25 protein-coding genes are annotated in these 26,198 nt (G+C 68.4%); 19 read left to right on the top strand and 6 right to left on the bottom strand.

The annotated features are described in order from the left end of the window. The first annotated feature begins 47 nt into the window (after window positions 1-47). The 7 genes from rplS (at window position 48) to RAN53_RS12140 (ending at window position 7,588) form a co-directional block, all read left to right on the top strand. Window positions 48-404, top strand: a complete 357-nt coding sequence (gene rplS, locus RAN53_RS12170; RefSeq protein ID WP_305797080.1) for a 50S ribosomal protein L19 — start codon at window positions 48-50, stop codon at window positions 402-404. 118 nt (window positions 405-522) lie between these two features. Further along, a complete protein-coding gene (gene xerD / locus RAN53_RS12165; protein WP_305797079.1) occupies window positions 523-1,422 on the top strand; it encodes a site-specific tyrosine recombinase XerD in 900 nt (299 codons plus the stop codon). A 3-nt stretch (window positions 1,423-1,425) separates the two neighbouring features. Further along, window positions 1,426-2,175: a DsbC family protein gene (locus RAN53_RS12160; RefSeq protein ID WP_305797078.1), complete on the top strand. Its 750-nt coding sequence runs from the start codon at window positions 1,426-1,428 to the stop codon at window positions 2,173-2,175. Between the two features lie 48 nt (window positions 2,176-2,223). Next, window positions 2,224-3,540 (top strand): homoserine dehydrogenase, encoded by a 1,317-nt coding sequence (locus tag RAN53_RS12155; protein WP_305797077.1) that lies wholly within the window; start codon window positions 2,224-2,226, stop codon window positions 3,538-3,540. A gap of 3 nt (window positions 3,541-3,543) precedes the next feature. Beyond that, window positions 3,544-4,932, top strand: coding sequence for a threonine synthase (gene thrC, locus RAN53_RS12150; RefSeq protein WP_305797076.1), 1,389 nt, complete (start codon window positions 3,544-3,546; stop codon window positions 4,930-4,932). 234 nt (window positions 4,933-5,166) lie between these two features. Next, window positions 5,167-6,960: a single-stranded-DNA-specific exonuclease RecJ gene (locus RAN53_RS12145; RefSeq protein ID WP_414842985.1), complete on the top strand. Its 1,794-nt coding sequence runs from the start codon at window positions 5,167-5,169 to the stop codon at window positions 6,958-6,960. A 10-nt stretch (window positions 6,961-6,970) separates the two neighbouring features. Further along, window positions 6,971-7,588 (top strand): YitT family protein, encoded by a 618-nt coding sequence (locus RAN53_RS12140; RefSeq protein ID WP_305797074.1) that lies wholly within the window; start codon window positions 6,971-6,973, stop codon window positions 7,586-7,588. 80 nt (window positions 7,589-7,668) lie between these two features. Here RAN53_RS12140 and RAN53_RS12135 read toward each other — a convergent pair whose 3' ends face one another. Beyond that, complete coding sequence (locus tag RAN53_RS12135) at window positions 7,669-10,434, bottom strand: heavy metal translocating P-type ATPase (protein ID WP_414842983.1); 2,766 nt, start codon at window positions 10,432-10,434, stop codon at window positions 7,669-7,671. Further along, window positions 10,431-10,877: a MerR family transcriptional regulator gene (locus RAN53_RS12130; protein WP_282039838.1), complete on the bottom strand. Its 447-nt coding sequence runs from the start codon at window positions 10,875-10,877 to the stop codon at window positions 10,431-10,433. Before RAN53_RS12130 ends, RAN53_RS12135 begins: the two co-directional genes overlap by 4 nt. Window positions 10,878-11,176: 299 nt before the next feature. On the opposite strand from RAN53_RS12130, the gene RAN53_RS12125 reads away from it, so the two are divergent. From RAN53_RS12125 to RAN53_RS12090, 8 genes are all read left to right on the top strand, one after another. Further along, on the top strand, window positions 11,177-12,529 hold the full coding sequence (locus RAN53_RS12125) for an OmpP1/FadL family transporter (RefSeq protein WP_305797073.1): 1,353 nt from the start codon (window positions 11,177-11,179) through the stop codon (window positions 12,527-12,529). A 203-nt stretch (window positions 12,530-12,732) separates the two neighbouring features. Beyond that, window positions 12,733-13,828, top strand: a protein-coding gene (gene prfB, locus RAN53_RS12120) for a peptide chain release factor 2 (protein WP_305797141.1) whose coding sequence is annotated in 2 segments (ribosomal slippage) — window positions 12,733-12,804 and window positions 12,806-13,828 — 1,095 coding nt in all. Because the reading frame shifts where the segments join, the coding sequence is not laid out codon by codon here. A 138-nt stretch (window positions 13,829-13,966) separates the two neighbouring features. Continuing rightward, window positions 13,967-15,517 carry a lysine--tRNA ligase gene (lysS, locus tag RAN53_RS12115; RefSeq protein ID WP_305797072.1) on the top strand — a complete coding sequence of 517 codons (1,551 nt, stop codon included), beginning with the start codon at window positions 13,967-13,969 and terminating at the stop codon, window positions 15,515-15,517. A 295-nt stretch (window positions 15,518-15,812) separates the two neighbouring features. After that, window positions 15,813-16,199 carry a hypothetical protein gene (locus tag RAN53_RS12110; RefSeq protein ID WP_305797071.1) on the top strand — a complete coding sequence of 129 codons (387 nt, stop codon included), beginning with the start codon at window positions 15,813-15,815 and terminating at the stop codon, window positions 16,197-16,199. Window positions 16,200-16,278: 79 nt separating this feature from the next. Beyond that, complete coding sequence (locus RAN53_RS12105; RefSeq protein WP_305797070.1) at window positions 16,279-17,658, top strand: MFS transporter; 1,380 nt, start codon at window positions 16,279-16,281, stop codon at window positions 17,656-17,658. A gap of 174 nt (window positions 17,659-17,832) precedes the next feature. Continuing rightward, window positions 17,833-18,141: a BolA family protein gene (locus RAN53_RS12100; RefSeq protein WP_305797069.1), complete on the top strand. Its 309-nt coding sequence runs from the start codon at window positions 17,833-17,835 to the stop codon at window positions 18,139-18,141. Continuing rightward, entirely contained in the window at window positions 18,138-18,959 is an 822-nt protein-coding gene (locus tag RAN53_RS12095) for a hypothetical protein (protein ID WP_305797068.1), read from the top strand. Before RAN53_RS12100 ends, RAN53_RS12095 begins: the two co-directional genes overlap by 4 nt. Beyond that, window positions 18,949-19,491, top strand: coding sequence for a GNAT family N-acetyltransferase (locus RAN53_RS12090; protein WP_305797067.1), 543 nt, complete (start codon window positions 18,949-18,951; stop codon window positions 19,489-19,491). Before RAN53_RS12095 ends, RAN53_RS12090 begins: the two co-directional genes overlap by 11 nt. Before the next feature lie 6 nt (window positions 19,492-19,497). Here the strand turns inward: RAN53_RS12090 and RAN53_RS12085 are convergent, their stop codons facing one another. Both RAN53_RS12085 and rsmD read right to left on the bottom strand, forming a co-directional pair. After that, the gene (locus tag RAN53_RS12085; protein WP_253446195.1) at window positions 19,498-19,692 is read right to left on the bottom strand and encodes a cell division protein ZapB; all 195 of its coding nucleotides are present in this window, start codon (window positions 19,690-19,692) and stop codon (window positions 19,498-19,500) included. Between the two features lie 158 nt (window positions 19,693-19,850). Further along, window positions 19,851-20,522 (bottom strand): 16S rRNA (guanine(966)-N(2))-methyltransferase RsmD, encoded by a 672-nt coding sequence (rsmD, locus tag RAN53_RS12080; protein ID WP_305797066.1) that lies wholly within the window; start codon window positions 20,520-20,522, stop codon window positions 19,851-19,853. Between the two features lie 90 nt (window positions 20,523-20,612). Between rsmD and ftsY the strand changes: the two genes are divergently transcribed. From ftsY to rpoH, 4 genes are all read left to right on the top strand, one after another. Continuing rightward, complete coding sequence (ftsY, locus tag RAN53_RS12075; RefSeq protein ID WP_305797065.1) at window positions 20,613-21,983, top strand: signal recognition particle-docking protein FtsY; 1,371 nt, start codon at window positions 20,613-20,615, stop codon at window positions 21,981-21,983. Next, on the top strand, window positions 21,980-22,648 hold the full coding sequence (gene ftsE / locus RAN53_RS12070; RefSeq protein WP_305797064.1) for a cell division ATP-binding protein FtsE: 669 nt from the start codon (window positions 21,980-21,982) through the stop codon (window positions 22,646-22,648). Before ftsY ends, ftsE begins: the two co-directional genes overlap by 4 nt. Next, a complete protein-coding gene (gene ftsX, locus RAN53_RS12065; RefSeq protein ID WP_305797063.1) occupies window positions 22,645-23,613 on the top strand; it encodes a permease-like cell division protein FtsX in 969 nt (322 codons plus the stop codon). Before ftsE ends, ftsX begins: the two co-directional genes overlap by 4 nt. A gap of 115 nt (window positions 23,614-23,728) precedes the next feature. Further along, a complete protein-coding gene (gene rpoH, locus RAN53_RS12060) occupies window positions 23,729-24,595 on the top strand; it encodes an RNA polymerase sigma factor RpoH (protein ID WP_305797062.1) in 867 nt (288 codons plus the stop codon). A gap of 80 nt (window positions 24,596-24,675) precedes the next feature. Here rpoH and slmA read toward each other — a convergent pair whose 3' ends face one another. After that, on the bottom strand, window positions 24,676-25,287 hold the full coding sequence (slmA, locus tag RAN53_RS12055) for a nucleoid occlusion factor SlmA (protein ID WP_305797061.1): 612 nt from the start codon (window positions 25,285-25,287) through the stop codon (window positions 24,676-24,678). A gap of 7 nt (window positions 25,288-25,294) precedes the next feature. Then, window positions 25,295-26,194, bottom strand: a complete 900-nt coding sequence (argB, locus tag RAN53_RS12050; RefSeq protein WP_305797060.1) for an acetylglutamate kinase — start codon at window positions 26,192-26,194, stop codon at window positions 25,295-25,297. Window positions 26,195-26,198: the final 4 nt, after the last annotated feature.

The following is a 26,198-nucleotide window of genomic DNA, read 5'->3' as shown; positions in this document are numbered from 1 at the left end:
CGGCAAGCCAAGCGACCGCTGAATCAGGTTATCAAGGAGTCATTGTCATGAGCAGCAAGAACAAGGTGATCCAGGCGCTCGAAGCCGAGCAGATGAGCAAGGAAATTCCGACCTTCGCTCCGGGCGACACCGTCGTCGTCCAGGTCAAGGTCAAGGAAGGCAACCGCGAGCGTCTCCAGGCCTTCGAAGGCGTGGTGATCGGCAAGCGCAACCGCGGCCTGAACTCCGCCTTCACCGTGCGCAAGATCTCCCACGGCGTCGGCGTCGAGCGTACCTTCCAGACCTACAGCCCGCTGGTCGACTCCCTCAGCGTCAAGCGTCGCGGCGACGTGCGCCAGGCCAAGCTCTACTACCTCCGTGAGCGCAGCGGCAAGTCCGCTCGCATCAAGGAAAAGCTGGTCTGAGGCCGAGCCCTCGGAGCCCACGAGCCGGGGCCCTGCCCCGGCTCGACCGAGAAACCCCGTCACCGCTTGCGCGGGGCGGGGTTTCCTTTTACCCGAGGCATGCCAGCCGGAGCTTGCCATGAGCGCGCCAGACGAGAGTGCCACCATCGACGCCTTCCTCGACGCCCTGTGGCTCGAGCAGGGGGTGAGCGAGCATACGCTGGCCGCCTACCGCCGCGACCTGGTCGCCTGGGCGGCACGCCTCGCCGAGGGTGGCGAGTCACTGGTCACGCCGGGGGCCGGGAGCCTGCCTACCTGGCTCGACGAGCGTCGCGAGGCGGGCTATCGACTGCGCAGCAACGCCCGCTTGCTCTCCAGCCTGCGGCGCTTCTACCGCTGGGCGCTGGAGGCGGGGCGCATCGAGCGTGACCCGCTGGCCGAGGTCAGGCTGCCGCGGGTGCGGCCCAGCCTGCCGGAGACCCTGGAAGAGTCCGAGGTGGAGCGGCTGATCGCCGCGCCGGACGTGACGACCGATCTGGGGCTGCGGGACCGCACCATGCTGGAGGTGCTCTACGGGGCGGGGCTGCGCGTCTCGGAGCTGGTGGGGTTGACCACCGATGCCGTGAACCTGCGTCAGGGGGTGGTCAGGGTGCGCGGCAAGGGCGACAAGGACCGCCTGGTGCCGCTGGGCGAGGAGGCCGTCGACTGGGTCTCGCGCTACCTGCGCACCGCTCGCGGGGCGTTGATGCGCGACGCCACCCGGCCCGCGCTCTTCCCGGGACGCGATGATCGCCCGCTGACCCGGCAGGCCTTCTGGTACCGGATCAAGCATCACGCCCGGGTCGCCGGTATCGAGCGCTCGCTGTCGCCGCATACCCTGCGCCACGCCTTCGCCACCCATCTGTTGAATCATGGCGCCAATCTGCGTGTCGTACAGATGCTGCTCGGTCACAGTGACCTCTCGACCACCCAGATCTATACCCATGTGGCCCAGGCGCGCCTGGAGCGCCTGCATGCCGACCACCACCCACGAGGATGAACCATGACGACCCCTTCCCGGATCCTTCTTTTCGGCCTGCTGGCCGCGCCGCTGGCGGCCCTGCTTTCGGCGCCGGCCCTCGCCCAGCAGGACGGGGCCGAACGCCTCGCCGAGCGGCTCTCGGTCAACGGCCAGTCGATGCCGGTACGGAGCGTGCGCGAGGCGCCGATGGATGGCCTCTTCGAGGTGCACCTGGAGAGCGGTGAGCGCTTCTACAGCGACGCCGAGGGCGAGCACTTCCTGGTCGGCGACCTCTACCGCAACGGCGAGCAGGGCCTGGTCAACCTGACCGAGCAGGGCCGCAATACCGAGCGCGCCGCGCGACTGGCTCAGGTGCCGGAGTCGGAGCGGGTCATCTTCCGCGGGCCCGAGACCCGTGCCGAGGTGCTGGTGTTCACCGATACCACCTGCCCCTACTGCCGGCAGCTCCACGAGGAGGTGCCGCGGCTCAACGAACTGGGCATCGAGGTGCACTACCTGGCCTTCCCGCGCAGCGGCATGAATGCCCAGGGCGCGCGCACCATGCAGCAGGTGTGGTGTGCCGACAACCCCGCCGAGGCGATGAGCGCTGCCAAGCGCGGTGATTCGCTTTCGGCCCCCGCAGACTGCGACAATCCGGTCGAGTCGCAGTATCATCTGGGGCTGGAGCTGGGCGTCCAGGGGACGCCCGCCATCGTGCTGCCGGATGGCCGCCTGGTGCCGGGCTACGTGCCCGCCGAGCGCCTTGCCGCCATGCTGGGGCTCGATGAGTAAGCCGCACGCCATACAACCAACTCGGAACACGCGAGCAGGAGCAATACATTGAAACCGGTGAGAGTAGGAATCTGTGGGCTGGGGACCGTCGGCGGCGGAACCTTCAACGTGCTGACGCGCAACGCCGATGACATTGCCCGGCGGGCCGGGCGACCGATTGCCATCGAGCAGGTCGCCTATCGCACCCCCAACCCCGAGTGTGACCTTACCGGCATCAACACCACCGCCGACGTCTTCGCGGTGGCCAGCAATCCCGATGTCGATGTGCTGGTGGAGCTGATCGGTGGCTACGACGTGGCCCGGGAACTGGTGCTTGCCGCCATCGATAACGGCAAGCACGTGGTCACCGCCAACAAGGCGCTGATCGCCGTGCACGGCAACGAGATCTTCGCGGCGGCCCACAAGAAGGGCGTGATCGTGGCCTTCGAGGCCGCCGTGGCCGGGGGCATCCCGGTGATCAAGTCGCTGCGCGAGGGGCTCGGCGCCAACCGCATCGAGTGGGTGGCCGGCATCATCAACGGCACCGGCAACTACATCCTCACCCATATGCGCGACGAGGGCCGCGCCTTCGACGATGTGCTGGCCGAGGCCCAGGCGCTGGGCTACGCCGAGGCGGACCCGACCTTCGATGTCGAGGGCATCGATGCCGCCCACAAGCTGACCATCCTCGCCTCCATCGCCTACGGCGTGCCGCTGCAGTTCGAGAAGGCCTATACCGAGGGCATCTCCCGGGTCACCGCCGAGGACGTGGAACAGGCCGATAACCTGGGCTACGTGATCAAGCACCTGGGCATCTCCAAGCGCACCGAGCAGGGTCTGGAGCTGCGCGTGCACCCCACGCTGATTCCCAAGGAGCGGCTGCTGGCCAATGTGCACGGCGTCAAGAACGCCATCGCCGTGATGGGCGATGCCGTGGGGCCGACCCTCTACTACGGCGCCGGCGCCGGGGCCGAGCCCACCGCCTCCGCGGTGGTGGCCGACCTGCTCGATGTGGCCCGCGATATCACCACCGACCATCACTATCGGGTGCCCTACCTGGCCTTCAGTGGCATCAGCGAGGACGTCAGCCAGCTGCCGATCATGCCCATGGAGGAGATCATCACCGCCTACTACCTGCGGCTGCTGGCGGTGGATCGCCCCGGCGTGCTGGCGCGGGTGGCCACCATCCTCTCCGAGCAGGGCATCTCCATCGAGGCGCTGATCCAGAAGGAGGCCACCGAGGGCGAGCTGGTGCCGATCATCCTGATGACCCACCGCACGGTCGAGAAGCACATGAACGAGGCGATCCGCCAGATCGAGGCCATGGCCGATATCGCCGGACCGGTGATGCGGATCCGCGTCGAGTCCCTGGACGAGCAGGAGTAAGCCATGCGCTACATCAGTACCCGCGGGCAGGCGCCTGCGCTCTCCTTCGAGGAGGTCGTGCTCACCGGCATGGCCAGCGATGGCGGCCTCTACGTGCCGGAGACCGTTCCCCAGCTCTCCCATGACGACCTGGCCGAGATGGCCGGGCTCTCCTACGCCGAGATCGCCTTCCGGGTGATGAAGCCCTTCGTCAACGGCGAGATCGACGACGAGACGTTTCGCGGCATCGTGAAGGAGGCGTATGCCACCTTCAGCCACGATGCCGTGGTGCCGCTCAACCAGCTCGACGCCAACCACTTCCTGCTTGAGCTGTTCCACGGCCCGACCCTGGCCTTCAAGGACGTGGCCCTGCAGCTGCTCGGCCGCATCCTCGACCACTTCCTGCAGAAGCGTGGCGAGCGGGCGGTGATCATGGGGGCTACCTCCGGCGATACCGGCTCCGCCGCCATCGAGGGCTGTCGCCACTGCGACAACCTCGACATCTTCATCCTCCACCCCCACAACCGGGTCTCGGAGGTTCAGCGCCGTCAGATGACCACGGTGCTGGCGGACAACGTCTTCAACGTCGCCATCGAGGGCAACTTCGATGACGCCCAGGCGATGGTCAAGGCGAGCTTCGCCGACCAGTCGTTCCTGAACGGCACCCGGCTGGTGGCGGTGAACTCCATCAACTGGGCGCGCATCATGGCCCAGATCGTCTACTACGTGGCCTCCGCCGTGGCGCTGGGCGCGCCTCAGCGTCGGGTGAGCTTCTGCGTGCCCTCGGCCAACTTCGGCAACGTCTTCGCCGGCTACATGGCCTACCGCATGGGGTTGCCGGTGGAACGCTTCGTCATCGCCACCAACGCCAACGACATCCTGCACCGCACTCTGGCCGCCAACGACTTCTCCAAGCAGGAGCTCAAGGCGACCCTGGCGCCCTCCATGGACATCGTGGTCTCTTCCAACTTCGAGCGCCTGCTGTTCGAGGCCTACGAGCGCGACGGCGCCGCCGTGGCGGCCCTGCTGGAGCGCTTCCAGGCCGAGCCCACGGCCCTGGCCGACGCGCCCCTGGCCAAGCTGCGCGAGCGCTTCGCCAGCCACAGCGTGGATGACGCCACCATCCTCGAGGTGATCCGCGAGGCGCACCACCGCACCCAGGAGATCCTCGACCCGCACACCGCCACCGGCTACCGCGCCGCCGAGCGGGAACGGGGCGACGAAGCCGTGCCGATGATCACCCTGGCCACCGCCCACCCGGCCAAGTTCGCCGAGGCGGTGGTCAAGGCGGGCTTCCCGGGCGTGCCGCTGCCGCCCCACATGGACGACCTGCTGGAGCGCGAGGAGCGCTATAGCGTGCTGCCCGCCGAGCTTTCCGCCGTGCAGCAGTTCGTCGTCGAGAATCGCCGCTGAGTCTGCCAGCAGTATTCAGCTCCGAGTCTGCATGACGCTCGGGGCTGATCCGGCGACAGGCCCCGGAGCGCCGGACCGTCGATGGGGCGCTGTGAACCCCTCCCTGGGCGCTACCGATGCCATCCCTGGCATAGGACCCCCTCTTCGGCCTGTCCCCGGCGCCCCTCGCTATTCCGGCGGCCCTCTCTTGCCCGCGGTCACAGACTTGAACCAGAGGAGCCTGGCTTGGACGCAGTGACGGACCCTATCGATCTTAATCAGCGCCTGAGGCCACGCATCCTGCCGCGGCCCCGGGATGCCGCCCTCTATGCCCGCGCCCAGCGCGAGGGGCTCTCCGAGCTCCAATCCCGGGTGCTGGCCGGGCGCCTGGCCGGCTACCAGGGTGAGCTCGACCCTCTGGTGTCGCCCAGCCTGCGCCACCTGGCCCACCCCGAGCGCCTGGCCGATGGCCGCCGCGCCGCCGAGCGCATCGCCCAGGCGGTGGTCGATGGCGAGCATATCGGCATCCTCACCGACTACGACGTCGACGGCATCACCTCCCATGTGGTGATCCGGCGCACCCTGCACGAGCTCTTCGGCGTGCCCGAGGCGAAGCTGCATAGCCTGATCGGCCATCGCATCCACGACGGCTACGGCATCAGCCTGCCGCTGGTGGAACGTACCCTGGCCCTCAAGCCGCGGCCCAGCCTGGTGATCACCGCCGACTGCGGCAGCTCCGATGAGCCGCGCATCGCGCGCCTGGCCGCGGAGGGCATCGAAGTGGTGGTCAGCGACCACCACGCCCTGCCGGTGGAGGGGCCGCCGCCTTCCGCCCATGCCGTGGTCAACCCTACCCGGGACGACTGCGACTACCCCGACCCCACCATCGCCGGCTGTATGGTGGCCTGGCTGGTCATGTCGCTGAGCCGCGCGGTGCTGATCGAGTGGGGTGTGCTGCCCGCGGCCACCCCCAAGCTCTCGCCCTGGCTCTCCTACGTGGCGCTTGGCACGGTGGCGGACTGCGTCTCCCTGGGCGGCAGCCCCGCCAACCGCGCGGTGGTGACCCAGGGCCTGGCGCTGATCAACCGCATGGAGGCCGCCTGCTGGCGCGCCATGGCCCAGCGGTTGGGGGCCGACAGCGTACCCTTCGACGCCGAGACCCTGGGCTTCCAGATGGGGCCCCGCATCAATGCCCGCTCGCGGCTGGACGACCCCTATGCCGCGCTGCACTTCATGCTCGCGGCGGATGACGCCACGGCGGCCCGGCATCTGGAGACGCTGGATCAGGACAACCAGTCGCGGAAGGCGATCGAGGCGGACATGGCCGAGGAGGCGAGGGCGCTGGCGGCTCCCGCGCTTGCCGCCGACGAGCCGGCCATTGTCGTGTTCCTGGAGTCGGGGCATCCCGGCGTGCAGGGCATCGTTGCCTCACGGCTGGTGCAGGCCTACGGGCGCCCGGCGCTGGTGCTGACTCCCGCTGCCGCGCCCGGCATGCTCACCGGGTCCGGGCGCTCCATCGAGGCGCTCCACCTGCGTGACGCCCTGCAGCGCACCTTCGAGCTGGCACCCGAGGCGCTGCCGCGCTTCGGCGGCCACCGCGGTGCCGCCGGGGTCGGCGTGCCCGCCGACCAACTCGAGGCCTTCAAGGCCGCCTTCCTCCAGGCGGTGGCCGAGCAGCTGGGCGAGGCCGAGCTCTACCCGCGGATCCTCACCGATGGCGACCTGGCCCCCGAGCAGCTGAGCCTGGCGACCCTCGAAGAGCTGCAGGCACTGGGCCCCTACGGGCGAGAATTCGACGCGCCGCTCTTCCAGGGCGAGTTTATCGTCGAGCGCCTGCGTCCCGTGGGTGCCGACGGCACTCACCTGATGCTGGAGCTCTCGCTGGGCGCGGTCATCCACCGGGCGATCTGGTTCCGGGCGCTGACGCCGGGTGAGATGCCCGCCTTCGGAGTGGGCGACCGGCTGCGCTGCGCCTACAAGCTCAGTCGCAACCGCTGGCGCGGTAGAGAAAACCTGCAGCTGATGATCGAACACGCCGAGCCGGGCTAAGGAGCACGTCATGGATCCCCAGGAGCTGCCCAAGGACCCCCACTCCCTCTGGGAGGACGCCATGGCGATGCTGGTCGGCACGCTGTTCGTGGCGCTGGGCGTGACCCTCTACACCCAGGCCACGCTGCTCACCGGCAGCACCGCCGGCATGGCCTTCCTGCTGCAGTACGCCAGCGGCTGGTCCTTCGGCGCCTGGTTCTTCCTGATCAACCTGCCGTTCTACTGGCTGGCTATCAAGCGCATGGGCTGGTCCTTCACCCTGCGCACTTTCGCCGCCATCGGCCTGGTGTCGCTGTTCTCCGAGCTCACCGGCCGCTGGATCGACATCGCCGCCGTGACACCGCTCTACGGCGCGCTGATGGGCGGCTGCCTGATCGGCATCGGCATGCTGGTCCTGTTCCGCCACCGCGCCAGCCTCGGCGGGGTGAATATCCTGGTGCTCTATCTGCAGGACCGCTTCGGGCTGCGCGCCGGCTATGTGCAGCTGGCCATCGACGGCGTGATCATGCTGGTCGGCCTGGCGCTGTTGCCAGTCGACCGGATAGGGCTCTCGGTGCTCGGCGCGGTGGCGCTCAACCTGATCATCGCGCTGAACCACAAGCCCGGGCGCTACATGGGGGTGAGCTGAGCCGGCGGCTCAGCGCCTGCCCCAGAACCACCAGGCGATCAGGGCGATCAGGGCGAGTCCTGCCAGATTGACGATCCAGCTCATGTGCGTGCCTCCTCGGGGGTGTCGGGTGACGCCTCGGCGCCGCCGGCCTTGCCGGAGGGGCGGAACAGGCGCAGGCGGTTGGCGTTGCTGACCACGGTGATCGAGGAGAGCGACATCGCCGCCCCGGCGATCATCGGCGACAGCAGGGTGCCGGTGACGGGGTAGAGCACCCCGGCGGCGATGGGGATGCCCAGCACGTTGTAGCCGAAGGCGCCCACCAGGTTCTGCTTGATGTTACCAAGCGTCGCCCGGCTGATCTCGATGGCGGCGGCCACGCCGTGCAGCGAGCCGCGTACCAGGGTGATCCCAGCGCTCTCGATGGCCACGTCGGTGCCCTGGCCGATGGCGAAGCCGACATCGGCCCGGGCCAGGGCAGGGGCGTCGTTGATGCCATCGCCCACCATTCCGACGACCTCGCCCTCGCCCTGCAGGCGCTCGATCTCGGCGTGCTTGTCCTCGGGCAGCAGCCCCGCACGGAAGTCGTCGATGCCCACTTCCCGGGCGATGGCGGCGGCGGTGTGCTCATTGTCGCCGGTCAGCATCACCACCCTGAGGCCGTCGGCCTGCAGGCGCCTCACCGCCTCGACGGTGTCGTGGCGCAGCGGGTCGCTGATGCCAAACAGCGCGGCCAGCCGGCCATCCACCGCCAGATAGACCACGGTGCGCGCCTTTTCCTCCAGCTCGCCGGCCTTCTCCCTGCCACTCGTCATGTCGATGCCTGCCTCCTCCAGCAGCCGGGTGTTACCCAGCAGCAGGGCCTTGCCGTCGACCGTCTCGGCCTTCACGCCGCCGCCGGTGACGGTGTCGAAGTCCCGGATCTCGGCGTGCTCGGCGTTGGCCTCCTCCGCGTGAGCCATCAGAGCCGCGGCGAGGGGATGCTCCGAGCCGCGCTCCAGGGCGGCGACCAGGGCCAGCACTTCCCGTTCGTCGCCCTCGAGAAGCTCCGACTCCGTTACCTCGGGCTTGCCCTCGGTGAGGGTGCCGGTCTTGTCCACCACCAGGGTGGTGAGCTTGCTTGCCGTCTGCAAGGCGTCGCCGCTTCTCACCAGCACGCCGTGCTCGGCGGCCTTGCCGACCCCGATCATGGTGGAGATCGGCGTGGCCAGGCCCAGGGCACAGGGGCAGGCGATGATCAGCACCGTGGTGGCGGTCACCAGCATGTGCAGCACCCGCGGCTCGGCACCGAAATTGAACCAGGCAAGCGCCGTGATCACGGCGATGATCATCACCGAGGGTACGAAGATGCTCGAGACCCTGTCGGCCAGCTGCCCGATGGGCGGCCGAGAGTTCTGGGCGCTGGCCACCTGCTCGGTGATGCGCCCCAGGCGGGTGTCGGCACCGACCCGGGTGGCCCGGTAGACCAGTGAGCCCTTGCCGTTGACGGTGCCGGCGCTCACCTCGTCGCCCTCGGCCTTGGCCACCGGCAGCGGCTCGCCGGTGAGCATCGACTCGTCGATATGGCTCTTGCCCTCGGCCACCTCGCCGTCCACCGGCAGGCGCTCGCCGGGGCGCACGCGGATCAGGTCCTCCTCGCGCACCTCATCGATCTCCACCTCGCGCTCCTCGCCGTCACGGATCACCCGGGCGGTGCGGCTCTGCAGGTCGAGCAGGCGCTTCAGGGCGTCGCTGGTGCGGCCCCGGGCGCGCAGCTCCAGGGCGTTACCCAGCAGCACCAGGCCGATGATCATCGACGAGGCCTCGAAGTAGATGCCGCGGGCCATCTCGGGCAGCCAGGGGGCGAAGGCCACCACCGCCATGGAGTAAGCCCAGGCGGTGCCGGTGCCCATGGCGATCAGGGTGTCCATGTTGGCCTGGTGGTGCCGGAAGTTCTTCCAGGCGTTGACGAAGAAGTGGCGGCCGGGGAAGGCCATCACCGCGAGCGTCAGCGCCCCGACCACCAGCCAGAAGAGCCGGCCCGTGCCTTCCGGGTGGGGGTGGTAGACGAACATGCCCACCATCAACGGGATGGCCAGGGCCAGCGACCAGGCGCTGCCCCGCAGCAGGCGGCGATACTCGCGGCGGTCACGCTCGGCGCGGGCATCCTCGGCCTGGCGCAGGTCGTGGATCGGCTCGGCGCCGTAGCCCACCGCCTCCACGGCCTCGATCAACGCCTTCTCGTCGGCGCTGCCCTGCACTTGGGCGGTGTGGGTGCCGAAGTTGACCGTGGCCGATGCCACCCCCGGGGTGCGCTCCAGCGCCTGCTGGACGCTCTTCACGCAGCTGGCGCAGGTCATGCCGCCGATGGACAGGCGATGGGGGGTGGCGCGCTCGCCGGTGGGCGATTCCCGGGGTGCCTCGCTCGGGGCCTCGGTGGCGGGATCGGCTTCCTCCCGTTCGTCATCCATGGCGGCCTGTTGCTCCTCTCCCGGTGGATAGCCGGCCTCGCTCAGCAGGCGGTCCAGCGTCTCCCCATCCAGCCGGGTGGTCACGGTGAGGCGCTTCTCCGCCGGCGCGCCGATCACCTTGGCGTCGGAGTCCTCGGCCTGGATCGCCTCGCGCATGCGCCTCACGCAGCCCTGGCAGCTCATGCCGGGCACCTGGCGCTCATGGTGCAGTGGGCGATCCGCCGGCGGGTAGCCGGCGTCCTGCAGCGCGCGATCGAGGTGTGCATCGTCGAGCGAGGAGGTCACGGTGAGGCGCTTATCGCCCGGCTGGCCGACCACATCGGCCTGCGGATCCTCGGCCTGGATCGCCTCGCGCATGCGCTTCACGCAGCCCTGGCAGTTCATGCCGGGCACCTGGCGTTCGAGGGTGGCGTTCATGGCGTCTCCTTGTCGGAAGATTCGGCCCCGCCGTGCAGCGGTTCGGGAAAGCTCTCGATCAGCCGGCAAAGGCTGTGGCCGTCCGGGGTGCCGTCGGGCATCTCGGCCCAGGCGTTCAGCGCGCGCTCCATGCGCTCGGCCAGGGCCTGGAGCTCGGCGATGCGTTCGCGGATCTGTGGCAGCCGGCTGGCCAGCAGGTCGCGCACCATGGGGCAGGGGGAGTCGCCGTGGTCGGCGTGGTCGAGGATCTCGCGGATCTCGGCGACGCCGAAGCCGAGGGTGCGGGCGCGCTGGATGAAGCGCAGCCGCTCCAGGTCCTCATGGGCGAAGAGCTGGTAGCCGTTGTCGGGGTGGCGCTCGGGATGCAGCAGCCCCTCGCGCACATAGTGGCGCACCGTCTCGGCGGTAACGCCGGCGGCCCTCGCCAGTTCACTGACCTTCATGGGATCGCCTCTCGGAGTTGGCATGCCATGAGTGTAAAACCCTTGGGTTACACAAAGGTCAAGGCGTTCACAAACTGGCAGAGTGTGCTGAGGCGCTAGCGGGCTGGTACTCGGTAACCCCATGAAAGTTCATGGCTTCAAACGACCGTGCGACCAAAGTATTAGCGTTTTCAGCATTAAAACGCTCGTTTGGGGTTGAAACGCTCGTTCGCATACGAGAAAAGGGGAGTGCACGCGCCAGCCTCGGCGAGAGGCCACAACGGCGCCAAGGTCACAACAGCACCGCAAGGGATGTATCTATGAATAACAAGTTCAATCGCCTGACCGTCGCCGCCGCCGTGGCGGCTACCTCCTTCACCGGCCAGGTCCACGCCGGCGGATACCAGATCAACGAGCAGAGCGTCAGCGGCCAGGGCTATGGCCATGCCGGGCGCAGTTCCAACGTCAACGACGCCACCATCGTGTTCGGTAACCCGGCGGGGATGTCGTTCCTGGAACGCGCCCAGGTATCGGTGGGTGGGACCTATCTGAACGTCAACAGCGATCTCAATAACGTTGAGGCCCAACAAACCCTGGATGCCGGTGTGGCTGGAGGTGGTGCTCCGGTGGGGACTCAGGTGCCCATCGGTGAGATTCCCGGCGGCAACGATGGTGACATGGTGCCGGGTGCACTGATCCCTTATGCGTTTTATGCCCACCCGGTCAATGACAGGCTCGCATTCGGGTTCGGTGTCTATGCTCCCTTCGGTTCGCAGACCGACTATGAGGATGATTTCCAGGGTCGCTACTTTGGTGACTTCACGGAAGTGAGGGTAATGAGTGCTCAGCCGACAGTTTCCTACCGCTTCAATGACCAGTGGTCGGTTGGGGCCGGTATCACCTATAACCGGGTTGAGGGTGAGCTTCGCCGGCAACTGCCGAGTGGTACTGTCTATGATCCAGCGGGTGATATCGACTCGCGTGTCGATGGCGATGATGACGGTTGGGGCTACAACCTCGGTGTTATCTACAAGCCAATCCCCGAGACGACGCTTGGTCTGACTTATCGCTCCAAGGTGGACTTCACCCTGACCGGCGACTTTCGCGCCTACGACCCTGCGGGAAATGTGGTACGTGCCGACAACGCTAATCTGGACCTGACCACGCCGGAAACGGTCAACTTCTCCGTCACACAGGAAATGACAGAGCGGCTCAAGCTGATGTTCGGCGCCTCCTGGGCTCGCTGGAGCCAGTTCGACCAGATTCTGGTGGAGAACAACCAAGGTGACACCATCACGCAGGAGACTCAGAACTACTCCAATTCCTGGGCCTTTGCGGTGGGTGGCGAATACCAGCTGACGCCTGCGTGGGCGCTTCGTGCTGGCCTCAGCATCGACAATACACCGACCAGCGACGAGTATCGCAGCGTGCGTATCCCCTCTGACGATCGCCGGATCTTCTCGCTGGGTGCCGGCTGGAGTCCGACCGACAACATGACGCTGGACTTCGCCTATTCCTACCTCACGGAGCGTGGTACTCATGTCGAGCAGGAACGTGCTGATCTGCTGGCTAGTGCTGCAACAAATGGTGTCCCGGTCGGCGGTGCCACTTACTCCGCCGACTACAAGAACGAGGCCCATGGCTTCGGTGCCCAGCTGACCTACCGCTTCTAAACATCAGCCAGTCACGACGACCAAGCGAACCCGGCCTCGGCCGGGTTTCCTGCCGTCTGGGGTTGCGCGGTCGCGGCCGGCGGATGCGTGGTGCCGCGGCTTTCGCTACAATGGTCGTCTTTTCCTTGCCGACGCGGCACCGGTTTTTCGCCGGTGCCGCGTCGGCCGTACGTCCACCGCAGATTCAGGCGAGACGCCCCATGCTGGAAACCAACCCGATTCACAACCTCATAAAGGACCTGTCTGAGCGGACAGATGTCCTGAGGGGGTATCTTTGACTATGCCGAGAAGAAGGATCGGCTAGAGGAAGTCACCCGCGAGCTCGAGGACCCCAACGTCTGGAACGATCCGGACTATGCCCAGAAGCTGGGCAAGGAACGGGCCTCCCTGGAGCTTATCGTCGCCACCATCGACGAGCTGGACCAGGGGCTCGGCGACAGCCGCGACCTGCTGGAACTGGCCGAGATGGAGGAGGACGAAGGCACCGTTGCCGAGGTGGAGAAGGAGCTCGAGGGCTTCCGGGCGAGCCTCGAGAAGCTCGAGTTCCGGCGCATGTTCTCCGGCGAGATGGACGAGAACAATGCCTACCTCGACATCCAGGCCGGCTCCGGCGGCACCGAGGCCCAGGACTGGGCCAACATCTTGCTGCGCATGTACCTGCGCTGGTGCGAGCACCACGGCTTCAAGGCGGAGATCACCGAGCTTTCCGCCGGCGAGGTGGCGGGCATCAAGTCGGCCTCCCTGCATATCCAGGGCGACCACGCCTTCGGCTGGTTGCGCACCGAGACCGGCGTGCACCGCCTGGTGCGCAAGAGCCCCTTCGACTCCGGTGGCCGCCGCCATACGTCGTTCGCCTCGGTGTTCCTGTCGCCCGAGGTCGACGACAGCTTCGAGGTGGAGATCAATCCCTCGGACCTGCGCGTCGATACCTACCGCTCCAGTGGCGCCGGCGGTCAGCACGTCAACACCACCGATTCGGCGGTGCGTATCACCCACGAGCCTACCGGGATCGTGGTGGCCTGCCAGAGCCAGCGCAGTCAGCATGCCAACCGCGACTTCGCCATGAAGCAGCTCAAGGCGAGGCTGTGGGAGCACGAGATGGAGAAGCGCAACGCCGCCAAGCAGGAGGCCGAGGACTCCAAGTCGGATATCGGCTGGGGCAGCCAGATCCGCTCCTACGTGCTGGATGACCAGCGTATCAAGGACCTGCGCACCGGCGTGCAGACCAGCAACTGCGACAAGGTGCTGGATGGTGATTTAGACCAGTTTATCGTCGCCAGCCTGAAGCAGGGTCTGTAGTCACCCGTCTGGGTCCGCGAAGCGGGGAGGCCTTCGGCCTCCTTTCGCCCGGCACAGCCGGCCTCCCACCAGGCTCGCGCGGCTACAGCAGCAGGCGTGTCCCAGTTTCCTTATCAAAGATTTCCAACAGGTAGCGAAATGGCCAACGAGAGCCCCACCCCGGACAGCCCCCAGAACGACGAGAACCGCCTGATCGCCGAGCGTCGCGCGAAGCTGGCGGCGCGCCGCGAGAGGGCCGCCGCGCAAGGCGAGAGCGCCTTTCCCAACCACTTCCGTCGTGACAGCCAGGCCGCCGAGCTCGCGGCGGCGCTGGGCGACAAGGACAAGGCCGAGCTCGAGGCGCTGAACCACCAGGCCGGCGTGGCCGGCAGGATCATGCGCAAGCGCGGCCCCTTCATCGTCATCCAGGACGTCAGCGGCCAGATCCAGCTCTACGTCGACAAGAAGGGACTGCCCGCCGAGACCCTCGAGGAGATCAAGGGCTGGGACATCGGCGATATCGTCGCGGGGCGTGGCCCGGTGCACAAGTCGGGCAAGGGCGACCTCTATGTGATGATGGAGGAGGCGGTACTGCTCACCAAGAGCCTGCGTCCGCTGCCCGACAAGTTCCACGGCCTCACCGACATGGAGGCGCGCTACCGCCAGCGCTATGTGGACCTGATCATGAACCCCGACTCGCGTCAGGTGTTCGAGACCCGTGCCGGGGTGATCAGTGCCATGCGCCGCTTCTTCGAGGCGCGCGGCTTCATGGAGGTGGAGACCCCCATGCTGCAGGCGATTCCCGGCGGCGCCACGGCGCGCCCCTTCGTCACCCACCACAATGCGCTGGACCAGGACATGTACCTGCGCATCGCACCGGAGCTCTACCTCAAGCGCCTGGTGGTGGGCGGCTTCGAGAAGGTCTTCGAGATCAACCGCAACTTCCGCAACGAGGGGCTCTCCACGCGTCACAACCCCGAGTTCACCATGATCGAGTTCTATCAGGCCTACGCGGACTACCATGACCTGATGGACCTCACCGAGGAGATGCTGCGCACCCTGACCCGCGAGGTGCTGGGCACCACCACCGTGGTCAACACCGTGCGCAACCGCGATGGCGAGGTGCTGGAGCACTTCGAGTACGACTTCGGCCAGCCGCTGCGCCGCCTGACCGTGTTCGACTCGATTCTCGAATACAACCCCGAGATCCACGCCGAGGCGCTGGCCGACGAGGCCGCGGCGCGCCAGATCGCCGAGCGTCTGGACATCGACGTCAAGGATGGCTGGGGCCTGGGCAAGATCCAGATCGAGATCTTCGAGAAGACCGTGGAGCATCGCCTCACGCAGCCAACCTTCATCACCGAGTACCCCACCGAAGTGAGCCCGCTGGCGCGCCGCAAGGATTCCAATCCTTTCGTCACCGAGCGCTTCGAGTTCTTCGTCGGCGGTCGTGAGATCGCCAACGGCTTCTCGGAGCTCAACGACGCCGAGGACCAGGCCGAGCGTTTCCGCGAGCAGGTGGCGGAGAAGGAGGCCGGCGACGACGAGGCGATGTACTACGATGCCGACTACGTGCGCGCCCTCGAATACGGCCTGCCGCCTACCGCCGGCGAAGGCATCGGCATCGACCGCCTGGTGATGCTGCTGACCGACAGCGCCTCGATCCGCGACGTGCTGCTGTTCCCGGCCATGCGGCCGGAAGTCGAGTAAAGGCAAGCCATCGGGGTCCACCCCGTTTGAGGCCACTCTGACCTGGGGCTGTGAGGCGAAGGGCGCTGGGGATAGGCCGTAGGGGAGGTCCGAGGACCAGGGAGGGCCGAGGTAGCGTCCAGGGAGGGATTCATAGCGCCTCTCCGAAGGCCTGTCGCCAGATCAGCCCTGAGCGAAGCAACCGGAGGTAGCCATCTGAGGGCCATGCCACCAGCCTCGGTAAGTACGGGAACCATTGGTAAACGCCGTGCGCAGCACCCATAATGACCGTCGTTTCGACGTCGAGGAGACCACCATGAAACTGCTCAACCGCTCTGCCCTGAGCGTTCGCCCGACCCAGCACTTCGTGGACTGGATCAACGGGCTCGAGCCCACCCTCGGCGACGACGACCTGACGCTGGCCGACGTCGAGCGCGAGAGCACCGTCTACCTGATTCCCGAGATGGACACCCCGGAGGCCCTGCAGGCCTGCGTGCGCGAGCGTTATCTCGAGATCCTCGAGACCGAGCTGCGCGCCTGGGAGGAGGACGAGCGGCAGTGGCCCGAGACCATCGACTGGCCGCTGTTCCAGCGCTTCCTCCAGCTCGAGCACAGCTATCTGGCCATCGACCTCGACAACGAGGCGGCACTGGAGATCTCCGAGATCGACGACAGCCTGCTGCTGGAGACCGATCAGGACTGACCCCTGATCAGCAATCAGCAGCCCACGAGAAACCGGCTTCGGCCGGTTTCTTCGTTGACGGACCCCGACGGAACATGGAATGAGTCAACTCTTCGCGACCCGCCCCGGCGACGATGGCCTGCCGGGCCCCGAGCGGCGCCTGGCGGTGCTGGCGCTGATCCTGGGAACCCTGATGGCGGTGGTGGACACCACCATGGTCAATATCGCCCTGCCCTCCATCGCCAGGAGCCTCGAGGTCTCCGCCTCCCGGGTGGTGTGGGTCACCAATCTCTTCCAGGTCAGCTGCGCCGCCTTCCTGCTGGTATTCGCCGCCTTGAGCGAACTGCTCAGCCGGCGTCGACTCTACGTGGCCGGGGTCGCGGTCTTCGCCCTGGCGGCACTGGGCAGTGCGCTCTCCACAAGCCTCGAGTCGCTGCTGGTGTTCCGCGCCCTGCAGGGGCTGGGGGCGGCGGCGACGCTCTCCATCGGCCCCTCGATCTACCGGCAGATCTTTCCCACGCGGCTGCTGGGCAGCGCCCTGGGGCTCTCCGCCATGGTGGTGGCGGGCGGCTATGCCGCCGGCCCGGCCATCGGTGGGCTGCTGCTCTCGGTGGCCGACTGGCCGTGGCTGTTCGCCTTGCATCTGCCGCTGGGCGCGGTGGCGGTGGTGCTGGCCTGGCGGGCGCTGCCCCGCGAGTCGGCACGTCCCGGCGGCTTCGACTGGCAGGGGGCGCTGCTCTCGGTGGCCATGCTCGGCGGCTTCTTCGTCGCCATGGATGGCCTCGGCCACGGCATGTCGGTCGCGGCGCTGGCGGCGTGGCTGGGCAGCAGCCTGGTCGCGGCGCTGCTGTTCCTGCGTCGCCAGCGCCGCGCCACCCACCCGCTGCTGCCTCTGGCGATCTTCGCCGAGCGACGCTTCAGCCTGGCGCTGGCCGCCCAGGGCAGCGCCTTCGTCGGCCAGGGGCTCGCCTTCGTGGCACTCTCCTTCCTGTTCCAGCAGCAGATGGGCTTCTCGCCGCTGGAGACCGCCTGGCTGTTCACCCCCTGGCCGTTGGCGATCATGCTGGTGGGGCCGCTGGCGGGCCGACTGGCCGACCGGGTGAACCCCACCTTGCTGGCCTCGCTGGGCCTGACCCTGCTGATGGTAGGCCTGGCCGCGCTGGCCCGGCTCGATGCCGAGGCCGGGGTGGTCGATGTGCTGTGGCGAATGGCGCTGTGCGGAGTGGGCTTCGGGCTCTTCCAGCCGCCCAACAATCGCGAGCTGATGGGCAGCGTGCCTGTCGCGCGCAGCGCCAACGCCTCCGGAGCCATGAGTACCTCGCGCACCGTGGGGCAGTCGCTGGGGGTGGCCCTGGTGGGGGCCTTCCTGGCCGCCGGGGTCGCGGTGCAGGCCACGCTGTGGCTGGGCGCCCTGACGACCCTGGCCGCCTTGCTGTTCAGCCTGCTCAGGGTGCCGCTCGCCGCTACCCGGCGCGAGTAGCGGACGCAGGCGGGGAGCAGGGTAATCGCAGATGGCTTGTAGCTTGGGGCTTGTCCCCAGTGCCCCTTGGTTGCTGAAACTGCGATAGCCCTGACGCGCGGCGCCGGTCGCATCGTTCGCGCCGCCCATAGCGAGTACAATGATCCCTTCACTTCACTACGTCGGGAAGCCGCCATGAGCATCCAGTCAAGCATCGAAGAGAAGCTCAAGGCCCTCGAGCCCGCCTTTCTGCAGGTGGAGAACGAGAGCCATCGGCACGCCGTGCCGCCCAATTCCGAGACCCACTTCAAGGTCACCCTGGTCAGCGAGCGCTTCGAGGGGCTGATGCCGGTGAAACGCCACCAGCAGCTCTACTCCCTGCTGGCCGATGAGCTGGCCGGCCCGGTGCATGCCCTGGCGCTGCACCTCTACACCCCGAAGGAGTGGGAGGCCAGCGGCCAGGCGCGCCCCGACTCCCCCGACTGCCAGGGCGGCGGCCGGTGATCAGCGAGCCGCAGCGCCTCCAGTACCTGGAGGCGATGGGGCTGACCGGGTGGGCGGCGCGCTATGTGCTGCCCAACGCCCGGCCGACCCCGGCTTGCGCCTGGGAGCTGCCCGAGGCGGCAGCCGAGGCCGATCACGGCGAGCGCCTGCATGCGCTGCTCGACGAGGCGCGGGAGCAGCCTGCCGCCCCCCGGCCGGAGGCTCCGGCCCAGGAGCGGGCGGTGCGCGCTCCGCGACCCGGCAAGGCGCGCGCGGCCCTGCTGGGGGATATCCCGCCTTCGCCAGAACCCGACGGCGGGGCCGAGGAGGCGGCAGAACCTGCGGCACGGCCCGCCGGAGAGGCGCTGCACTTCGCCTTCCAGGTCGCCTGCCTGGAGGGGCGCTGGCTGCTGGTGCTGCCGGGCGAGCAGGCCCCGGGGCGTACCCAGCTGATGCTGCTCGCCAACCTGCTGCGGGCCGCGGGTATCGAGTCGCCGTTGCCGGTCTTTCAGGACTTTCGCTGGCCGCTGCAGGAGGGGCTGCCGGTGTATGAGCCACTGGAGGAAGCCCGCGAGGGCCTGAAGGCCTTCATTGCGGGGGCCAGCCGGCGCGGCTGGGCGCCACAGCGGCTGCTGATGTTCGGCCAGGATGACACCCTGGGCCGGGTGCTGTCGCTCGAGGCGGGACACTGCCCGGTGTTCGACCTGCCTGCCTGGCAGGCGCCGGCCCTGGCCGAGCTGGCCGCCGGCGCCGCCGCCAAGCGCGCGCTGTTGCCGCCGCTGCTTGAGCTGGGCGAGGCGTGGCGAGACGCGACGGAGAACGTGCCGGATGAGCGCTAGTCCGCGCGCAAGGAAGCCGCTGCTGGTGCGCCTGACCGAGGCCGACCTGCCCCTTGTGGTGGCGCTGGAGGATGCCCGCGGCTGGCCCATGGGCGGCTCCGAGGCGCAGCTGAGGGCGGCACTTGCCGACCCCGCCACGGCGGTCTTCGGTCTCAGGGTCGGCTCGGCCCTGGAGGCCTATGTCGCGGTGGCCCGGCTGCCCTTCGAGGCGGAGCTCCAGGCGATCCTGGTGGATGAGCCCCGGCGGGGCCAGGGGCTTGCTCGGCGGCTGCTCGGTGTCGTGGTCGACCAGGCCCGGGAGTGGGGCAGCGAGCGGCTGCTGCTCGAGGTGCGGGCGGGGAACGCTGCGGCCGTCGCTCTCTATCGCAGCGCGGGCTTTCAGGAGGACGGCGTTCGTCGCGGCTACTATCCGCCTCTTGCCACCGCACCGGAAACGACGCCGCCCCGACAGGGCGGGGCGGCGGAAGCGGCGCGGGAGGATGCGCTGCTGATGTCGCTGACGCTGGCTGCAGAGGACGCAGCCGGCGACTGAGCCGGCTCAGGCCGTCTCGGTGGACTCGATCTCGTCGAGCTTGCCCAGCACGGCGGTCAGGCGGCGCTCCCACTCCTCGCGCTCCTGCTTCAGGCGGGCGTTTTCCTCACGCAGCTCCTCGGCTTCCATCTTCAGCAGTTCCAGCGCCTCGACGGCGCTGGTGACCTTCTGCTCGAGCCGGTTGAAGAGTTCGATGCTCATGCTGTTCTCCTGATGTCCTTCCGGGATGGCCCTTCGACATGGTCCTTCTGGAACGCTCCTTCTTGAACAGTCCTAGAGGCCGAGCCGGCGCCCCGTGGTGGGGCGAGGTGATGTGATTGATGAGTGAATGGGCAGCAGCGTAACGCCGCGCCTTCACCTCAGCAAGCGTCGTCTTGCCGCGACGCCATGCGGCGGTAGAGCCGCCCGTGGCTGTCGCCGGCGCGTACCTCCCGATGGAGCTGCCAGGTGGCCGGTACCTCGGGGGTGAGCTCCGCCTCGGTCTCCAGGTAGATGAGGGCGTCGGCCGCCAGCCAGCCGGACTCCAGGGCGGCGCAGCAGGGCTCGGCCAGCCCCTGGCGGAAGGGAGGGTCGAGGAAGATCAGGGTGGCGGGGGAGGGCGCGCCGCCCAGGCAGGCAGTGACATCGGCGTTGATCACCCGCCCGCGTTCCGTTGCCCCCAGGGTGGCGAGATTCTCGGTGAGCTGGTCGGCGACCCGGGCATCGTGCTCCACGAAGGTGGCCTCCCGGGCGCCGCGCGAGAGGGCTTCCAGGCCGAGGGAGCCGGTGCCGGCGAAGAGGTCCAGCACCCGGGCGCCGGGCAGGGCGGCGGAGAGCCAGTTGAACAGGGTCTCGCGGACCCGGTCGGGCGTGGGGCGCAGGCCTGGGCTGTCGAGTACCGGCAGCAGCCGGCGGCGGTAGTCGCCACCGATGATGCGCAGGCGGCCGGCGCTCCGGCGGCCGGCCCGCCGGCGACCGGCGTCCTTGCCGCCGTGCTGGCGGGCGGTGGCGGGCTTGCCTGAGCGGCGTGAGCGTGGGGGGCGTCGAGTCATGGCGAGGATTGTAACGGGCGGCTTGTCCACAGTCATGGTGGGCAGTGGTAGGATGTGGCGATTCGTTCATCCGCGAGGCTGATTCTGTCCATGTTCGGTTTTTTCAAGCGCAAGAAGAAGCAGCAAGAGGCGACCCGCGAGGAGCAGGCGCGTCAGGAGGAGGTTGTCGAATCCGTCGAGGAGGGGGAATCCGCCGCCGAGTCGGAGGCGCGTCCGGTGCCGGCGGCACCCGAGGAGGCGCGCGACTCGGCCCCGGAGCCCGCCCCCGAACCCGAGCCGGAGCCGAAACCTGCCCCGGAGCCCGAGCCCGCCCCTGAGCCTGAGCCTGAGCCCGAACCGGAGCCTGAGCCCGAAACCGCCCCTGAGCCTGAGCCTGAGCCTGAGCCCGAACCGGAGCCCGAGCCCGCTCCTGAGCCGGAACCAGAGCCGGAACCAGAGCCGGAACCAGAGCCGGAACCAGAGCCGGAACCAGAGCCGCCCCGTGCCGCGCTGCAGGACAAGCCCGTCGCCGGCGAGAAGAAGGGCTGGTTCGCGCGCATCCGCTCGGGTCTCGGCAAGACCCGCGCCAACCTGACCGACGGCCTGGCCGACCTGTTCCTGGGCCGGAAGCAGATCGATGACGACCTGATGGAGGACCTCGAGACCCAGCTGCTGATGGCGGACGTGGGGATCGAGGCCACCACCGAGATCATCGACCGCCTGACCGCGCGCGTGTCCCGCAAGGAGCTCAAGGACAGCGAGGCTCTCTACCGCGCCCTGCAGGAGGAGCTGGCCGCCATGCTCGAGCCGGTCAGCCACCCCCTGACGCTGCCCCCCAAGGGCGAAGGCCCCTTCGTGATCCTGGTGATCGGCGTCAACGGCGTGGGCAAGACCACCACCATCGGCAAGCTGACCCAGCGCTTCCAGCGCGAGGGGCGCAGCGTGATGCTGGCCGCCGGCGATACCTTCCGTGCCGCCGCGGTGGAGCAGCTCAAGGTATGGGGCGAGCGCAACCAGGTGCCGGTGATCGCCCAGCACACCGGCGCCGACAGCGCCTCGGTGGTGTATGACGCCGTGGCCGCCGCCAAGGCGCGCGGCGTCGATGTGCTGATCGCCGATACCGCCGGGCGACTGCACAACAAGGCGCACCTGATGGAGGAGCTCAAGAAGGTCCACCGGGTGATGGGCAAGCTCGACGCCGCAGCACCCCACGAGGTAATGCTGGTGCTCGACGCCGGCACCGGCCAGAACGCCCTCTCCCAGGCCAGCACCTTCCACGAGGCGGTGCCGATCACCGGGGTGACACTGACCAAGCTCGATGGCACCGCCAAGGGCGGCATCATCTTCGCCCTGGCCAAGCAGCTGGGCATACCGATCCGCTTCATCGGGGTCGGCGAGTCCCTGGACGACCTGCGGCCCTTCGTGGCCGGCGAGTTCGTCGATGCCCTGTTCGACCGCGCAGGGGACGACGCCCAGGGATGATCGTCTTCGAGCACGTCGGCAAACGCTACGGCGGGCGCTTCGAGGCCCTCGCCAATCTCGATTTCCGCGTGCGGCGTGGCGAGATGCTGTTCCTGACCGGCCACTCCGGGGCCGGCAAGAGCTCACTGCTGCGCTTGATCATGCGTCTGGAGCGCCCCTCCCGGGGGCGCATCCTGGTCGCCGGCCACGATATCGATCGCCTCCATCCCAGCCAGGTGCCCTTCTATCGTCGCCAGATCGGCGTGGTCTTCCAGGATCACCAGCTGCTCTACGACCGCTCGATCTTCCACAACGTGGCACTGCCCCTGGCGATCCAGGGCGTCGAGCCCCGCGAATCGGCGCGTCGGGTGCGGGCGGCGCTGGACAAGGTGGGGTTGCTGCACCGCGAGAAGGCGCTGCCCATCGAGCTCTCCGGCGGCGAGCAGCAGCGGGTCGGGATCGCCCGGGCGGTGGTCAACAAGCCGGCCCTGCTGCTGGCCGACGAACCCACCGGCAACCTCGACCCCCAGCTCTCCGCCGATATCATGGCGCTGTTCGAGGACTTCAACCGCATCGGCACCACGGTGATGATCGCCAGCCACGACCTGGCGCTGATCGCTCGCCTGCACCATCGCACCCTGCGCCTGCGCGATGGTCGCCTGGTGGGCGACCAGGAGGCCGCATGAGCCGACCTCCTGCCTCGCCGCCCCGCGGCGCACGTACCCATCGCACGCGCTCCTCCAGTCGCTTCCGGGGCTGGCTGCGCCACCACCGGGCCATGGCCCTGGACAGCGCCGGTCGTCTGCTGCGCACCCCCATCGGCAGTCTGGTGACCATGCTGGCCATCGCCATCGCCCTGGTGCTGCCGGCGGGGCTGTGGCTGACCCTGGACAGCGCACGACTGCTCGACGCCGAGCTCACCGAGAGCGCCACCCTGACCGCCTACCTGGCCCCGGGGGTCGGCGATGGCGAGGCGGTGCGCATCGAGGAGGCCCTGGGCGCCCAGCCCGGCGTGGCGCGCACCCGGCTGATCACGGCCGCCGAGGGCATGGCGGAGTTCCAGCAGGCGCTGGGGCTCACGGACGCCCTGGCGCGCCTCGATGACAACCCCCTGCCGGCCAGCGTGGTGGTGACCCCCGTGGCGCCGGAGGCGGTGCGCGAGCTGGCCGAGACGCTGGAGACGGTGTCGGGAGTGGAAGAGGTGCGCCTGGACCTGGCCTGGATCGAGCGCCTGCGCAGCCTGGCCGAGCTGGGGCGACGCGTGGCCCTAGCGCTGGCCGTGCTGTTCGGGGGAGGGGTGCTGCTGGTGGTGGGCAATACCATCCGCCTGGCGGTGGAGAGCCGCCGCAAGGAGATCGAGGTGGTGACCCTGATCGGCGCCACCCATGGCTTCGTGCGCCGCCCCTTCCTCTACAGCGGGGCCTGGTATGGCCTGGGCGGCGGCCTGCTGGCCTGGGCGCTGCTGACCCTGGGCGGAGAGTGGCTGGCGGCGCCGGTGGCGGGGCTGGCGGCCAGCTACGGCGCCAGCTTCAGCCTGCCGCGGCTGGGGGCGGGCGGTTCCGCCACCCTGGTCGGCTGTAGTATACTATTGGGCTGGTTGGGTGCCTGGATCGCGGTCAGCCGCCACCTTGCCGAGGTGAAGCCGCGCTGAGGCCAGGCCTCCGCGATACCGGCGCCGACGAGGTCGCGGAACCTTTCGCTGTTCCCGGCGTCTCAGGAGCCGCACGCCACGACACACATGGGCTGATTGAGGAGACATCCTGCACATGAGCAACAGTCTTCTTCCGGTGGGCCAACTCTCCCCGGGGCACGACCTCAACGGGTATATCCGGGCGGTAAATGGCATTCCCATGCTCACCTCCGACGAGGAGCGCGAGCTGGCCTTCCGGCTGCATGACGAGGGTGACCTGGAGGCGGCGCGCCGCCTGGTGCTGTCGCACCTGCGCTTCGTCGTGCATATCGCCCGCAGCTACTCCGGCTATGGCCTGCCCCAGGCCGACCTGATCCAGGAGGGCAACGTCGGCCTGATGAAGGCGGTCAAGCGCTTCGATCCCAATCAGGGCGTGCGACTGGTCTCCTTCGCCGTGCACTGGATCAAGGCCGAGATCCACGAGTTCGTGCTGCGTAACTGGCGCATCGTGAAGATCGCCACCACCAAGGCCCAGCGCAAGCTGTTCTTCAACCTGCGTAGCGCCAAGAAGCGCCTGGCTTGGCTCAACAGCGACGAGGTCGAGGCGATCGCCAAGGACCTCGACGTCAAGCCCGAGGTGGTGCGCGAGATGGAAGGCAGGCTCTCCTCCCATGACGCCGGTTTCGATGCGGCTCCCGGCGAGGACGACGAGAGCAGCTGGCAGGCGCCGGTGCACTATCTGGACGACGCCTCCGCCGATCCGGCCACCCAACTCGAGGCGAGCGACTGGGAAGGCGACGCCACCCGCCGGCTGCAGCTGGCGATGGAGGCCCTGGATGATCGTTCGCGCGACATCCTGCAGCGCCGCTGGCTCAGCGAGCCCAAGGCGACCCTGCACGACCTGGCCGATGTCTACGGCGTCTCCGCCGAGCGCATCCGCCAGCTCGAGAAGAACGCCATGAAGAAGATCAAGCTGCAGATCGGCGACGCCCTGGTCGCGTAAGAGCGCCGAAGGCATTGTGAAACACCAGAGCCCTCATCGGACGAAAGTCCGGCGGGGGCACTGACGTTTCTGCGGTCCGGCTACGCCGTCTGCGGACTCTCCCTGAGCAGCTGGGCGGAGAGCAACGCCCACTGCTCCTCCCAGTGCTCGGTGGGGCGGCGGCGGAAGTCGCTTCTCACGTACTGGCTGATGCGTCCCTCGGCGGTGGCCAGCAGCAGGTTGGCGGCGGCGGAGGCGGGCAGGCTGGAACGACGCCCCTCGCGCAGCTCGGCCTCGCGCAGGACCTGCCTGAGCTGGGTCTCGAGCCGCTCGAAGAGCTGGTGGATGCGCATCCGCAGGCGCGCCGTCTCGCCGGTGAGCACGCCGCCATCGAGCAGCCGCGAGAGGCCGGGGTTCTTCTCGGCGAAGCCCAGCAGCAGGGTCAGCAGCGCCGCGCAGCGCGGCAGCGCCTCGTGCTCCTCTTCCAGGATGCGCCCGATCCGGGCGAACAGGGTCTCCTCGATGAATTCGATGAGGCTCTCGAACATGCGTGCCTTGCTGGGGAAGTGGCGATAGAGGGCGGCCTCGGTGACGCCGACCTGCTTCGCCAGGGCGGACACGGTGATGCGCTTGCCGCTGTCCTCTTCCAGCATCATGGCCAGCGCCTGCAGGATCTGCTCGCGGCGGCTGGGGGTGGGGGGTGCCTGCGTCATGGTGTGGTCAGCTTTCGTCGGTGATCAGGGTGCCGACACCGGCGTTGGTGAAGATCTCCAGCAGGGTGGCGTGGGCCACCCGGCCGTCGATGATATGGGCGCTCTTCACGCCGCCCTTCACCGCCTCCAGGGCACAGCGGATCTTGGGCAGCATGCCGCCGTGGATGGTGCCGTCGGCGATCAGCGCATCCACCTGGGCGGTGGTCAGGCCGGTGAGCACCTCGCCCTCGGCGTTCATCAGGCCGGCCACGTTGGTCAGCAGCATCAGCTTCTCGGCACCCAGCGCCTCGGCCACCTTGCCGGCCACCAGGTCGGCGTTGATGTTGTAGCTGTGACCCTCGGCGTCCACGCCGATGGGGGCGATCACCGGGATGAAGTCGCGCTCGGCGAGCATCTCGATCAGGTCGGTGGAGATATGCTCCACCTCGCCCACATGGCCGATGTCGATGATCTCCGGCGCGGTCATCTCCGGGCTCTGGTGCTCCACCTTGAGCTGGCGGGCACGGATCTGGGCGCCGTCCTTGCCGGTCAGGCCGATGGCCTTGCCACCGCACTGGTTGATCAGGTTGACGATGCCCTTGTTGACCAGGCCGCCCAGGACCATCTCCACCACGTCCATGGTCTCGGCATCGGTGACGCGCATGCCGTTGACGAAGCGCGACTCGATGTTGAGCTTCTTGAGCAGGTCGCCGATCTGCGGGCCGCCGCCGTGGATCACCACCGGATTGATGCCCACCTCCTTCATCAGCACGATGTTGCGCGCGAAGGAGTCGATCAGGGTGTCCTCGGTCATGGCGTTGCCGCCGTACTTCACCACCACGGTCTTGCCGGTGAAGCGCTGGATATAGGGCAGTGCCTCGGAGAGCACCTCCACTACCAGGCGCGGGTCGCGAGTCTGTTCGGTCATGTCA

Source organism: Halomonas sp. SSL-5 (genome assembly GCF_030708455.1).
Lineage (GTDB): Bacteria > Pseudomonadota > Gammaproteobacteria > Pseudomonadales > Halomonadaceae > Halomonas.
Note: the sequence above shows the minus strand (reverse complement) of the source record. Positions and strands in the feature narration are given on the sequence as shown.

What these genes read in the sequence shown, in the direction of transcription:
- RAN53_RS12100 (WP_305797069.1), top strand. Translation starts at nt 17,833, where the DNA reads ATGAGCATCCAGTCAAGCATCGAAGAGAAGCTCAAGGCCCTCGAGCCC.
- lysS (WP_305797072.1), top strand. Translation starts at nt 13,967, where the DNA reads ATGGCCAACGAGAGCCCCACCCCGGACAGCCCCCAGAACGACGAGAAC.
- RAN53_RS12160 (WP_305797078.1), top strand. Translation starts at nt 1,426, where the DNA reads ATGACGACCCCTTCCCGGATCCTTCTTTTCGGCCTGCTGGCCGCGCCG.
- RAN53_RS12125 (WP_305797073.1), top strand. Translation starts at nt 11,177, where the DNA reads ATGAATAACAAGTTCAATCGCCTGACCGTCGCCGCCGCCGTGGCGGCT.
- RAN53_RS12140 (WP_305797074.1), top strand. Translation starts at nt 6,971, where the DNA reads ATGGATCCCCAGGAGCTGCCCAAGGACCCCCACTCCCTCTGGGAGGAC.
- ftsX (WP_305797063.1), top strand. Translation starts at nt 22,645, where the DNA reads ATGAGCCGACCTCCTGCCTCGCCGCCCCGCGGCGCACGTACCCATCGC.
- RAN53_RS12110 (WP_305797071.1), top strand. Translation starts at nt 15,813, where the DNA reads ATGAAACTGCTCAACCGCTCTGCCCTGAGCGTTCGCCCGACCCAGCAC.
- RAN53_RS12130 (WP_282039838.1), bottom strand. Translation starts at nt 10,877, where the DNA reads ATGAAGGTCAGTGAACTGGCGAGGGCCGCCGGCGTTACCGCCGAGACG.
- xerD (WP_305797079.1), top strand. Translation starts at nt 523, where the DNA reads ATGAGCGCGCCAGACGAGAGTGCCACCATCGACGCCTTCCTCGACGCC.
- rsmD (WP_305797066.1), bottom strand. Translation starts at nt 20,522, where the DNA reads ATGACTCGACGCCCCCCACGCTCACGCCGCTCAGGCAAGCCCGCCACC.
- rplS (WP_305797080.1), top strand. Translation starts at nt 48, where the DNA reads ATGAGCAGCAAGAACAAGGTGATCCAGGCGCTCGAAGCCGAGCAGATG.
- RAN53_RS12135 (WP_414842983.1), bottom strand. Translation starts at nt 10,434, where the DNA reads ATGAACGCCACCCTCGAACGCCAGGTGCCCGGCATGAACTGCCAGGGC.
- RAN53_RS12105 (WP_305797070.1), top strand. Translation starts at nt 16,279, where the DNA reads ATGAGTCAACTCTTCGCGACCCGCCCCGGCGACGATGGCCTGCCGGGC.
- ftsE (WP_305797064.1), top strand. Translation starts at nt 21,980, where the DNA reads ATGATCGTCTTCGAGCACGTCGGCAAACGCTACGGCGGGCGCTTCGAG.
- RAN53_RS12090 (WP_305797067.1), top strand. Translation starts at nt 18,949, where the DNA reads ATGAGCGCTAGTCCGCGCGCAAGGAAGCCGCTGCTGGTGCGCCTGACC.
- slmA (WP_305797061.1), bottom strand. Translation starts at nt 25,287, where the DNA reads ATGACGCAGGCACCCCCCACCCCCAGCCGCCGCGAGCAGATCCTGCAG.
- ftsY (WP_305797065.1), top strand. Translation starts at nt 20,613, where the DNA reads ATGTTCGGTTTTTTCAAGCGCAAGAAGAAGCAGCAAGAGGCGACCCGC.
- rpoH (WP_305797062.1), top strand. Translation starts at nt 23,729, where the DNA reads ATGAGCAACAGTCTTCTTCCGGTGGGCCAACTCTCCCCGGGGCACGAC.
- argB (WP_305797060.1), bottom strand. Translation starts at nt 26,194, where the DNA reads ATGACCGAACAGACTCGCGACCCGCGCCTGGTAGTGGAGGTGCTCTCC.
- RAN53_RS12085 (WP_253446195.1), bottom strand. Translation starts at nt 19,692, where the DNA reads ATGAGCATCGAACTCTTCAACCGGCTCGAGCAGAAGGTCACCAGCGCC.
- thrC (WP_305797076.1), top strand. Translation starts at nt 3,544, where the DNA reads ATGCGCTACATCAGTACCCGCGGGCAGGCGCCTGCGCTCTCCTTCGAG.